General features: G+C 56.4%; 1 rRNA gene. It reads right to left on the reverse strand.

Annotated elements, in window-relative coordinates:
- Nucleotides 1-397: 397 nt before the first annotated feature.
- Nucleotides 398-514 (reverse strand): 16S ribosomal RNA (locus ABFX45_RS46315); the annotation flags it as partial.

Here is a 514-nt window from a genome sequence, read left to right on the forward strand (position 1 = left end):
TTCATCGGCTCCTGGTGCCAAGACATCCACCGTATGCCCTTACTAACTTGCTACAAAGATGCTCGCATCCACTGTGCAGTTCTCAAAGAACAATCAGACATCCCCTCATCTCCGCACTCGCCTACCCGCACCCACAGGTGCCGGCGGTTCAAGTACTAAGAGGACCCGATCACTGAAAGACACTCGCGTGTTCTCTCAGGACCCAACAGCGTACCGATCTATCGTTCCAGCCCTCGAACAACCTTTCCACGCACCCGAAGGCGCAGTACTCACTTGTCCGACAACAAGATCTCAAGCCAGCCAGCATCCACTAGTGAGCCCACCCAGCATCAAGGCTGGCATGGTTCTGACTACCGCTCGGAACATTCGCCCAAGTTCGGTAGTAGATGCTCCTTAGAAAGGAGGTGATCCAGCCGCACCTTCCGGTACGGCTACCTTGTTACGACTTCGTCCCAATCGCCAGTCCCACCTTCGACCGCTCCCCCCATTGCTGGTTGGGCCACGGGCTTCGGGT

Source organism: Lentzea roselyniae, from assembly GCF_039537795.1.
GTDB lineage: Bacteria > Actinomycetota > Actinomycetes > Mycobacteriales > Pseudonocardiaceae > Lentzea > Lentzea atacamensis.